General features: G+C 67.1%; 1 protein-coding gene. It reads left to right on the top strand.

What is annotated here, in order from left to right; all coding sequences use genetic code 11:
* Positions 1–436, top strand: a 436-nt coding sequence (locus R5H29_RS02515) for a hypothetical protein (RefSeq protein WP_332328689.1), incomplete at its 5' end; no start/stop codon positions are given.
* Positions 437–496: the final 60 nt, after the last annotated feature.

Genomic DNA, 496 nt, shown 5'->3' with positions numbered 1-496 from the left:
CGCCGCCTGGACCGGGCTGACCGCGCGGAACACGACATTGCCCCAGATCAGCAGTGTCGCCTCCACCGGCAGCGGTGCAACCCGCGTGCTGACGATCACCGGCAGCGGCTTCGGCCCGGCGCCAAGCGCGGTCGGCAGCACGACGGACACCCCGTACCTCGTCATCACGACGTTCAACCGCAACGCGCCCTACACGGATGGCTTTCCGTGGAACGCCGGCTTCTGCGGCGGGTCGGACTGCAACGGGGTGACGGCGACTTATACGAGTTGGTCGGACACACAGATCGTCATTGGCGGCTTTGGCCCCGCCTATGGACAGGGCAATTGGTCCGCCAATCCTGGGGACACGGTGTGCGTTGGCGTCTGGCCCAGCACCAGCACGACCAATGGCACCACGGGCGGGCGCTTCAAATGCGCCCGCTTACCCTACAAATAAGACTGGGCGCGGCCGAAACATCCGGTTCGGCGCGGCGGCGCGTGGCGTGAGAAGCTGCGC

The organism is Stenotrophomonas sp. A3_2 (genome assembly GCF_036624925.1).
Classification (GTDB): Bacteria; Pseudomonadota; Gammaproteobacteria; order Xanthomonadales; family Xanthomonadaceae; genus Stenotrophomonas; species Stenotrophomonas hibiscicola.
Note: the sequence above shows the minus strand (reverse complement) of the source record. Positions and strands in the feature narration are given on the sequence as shown.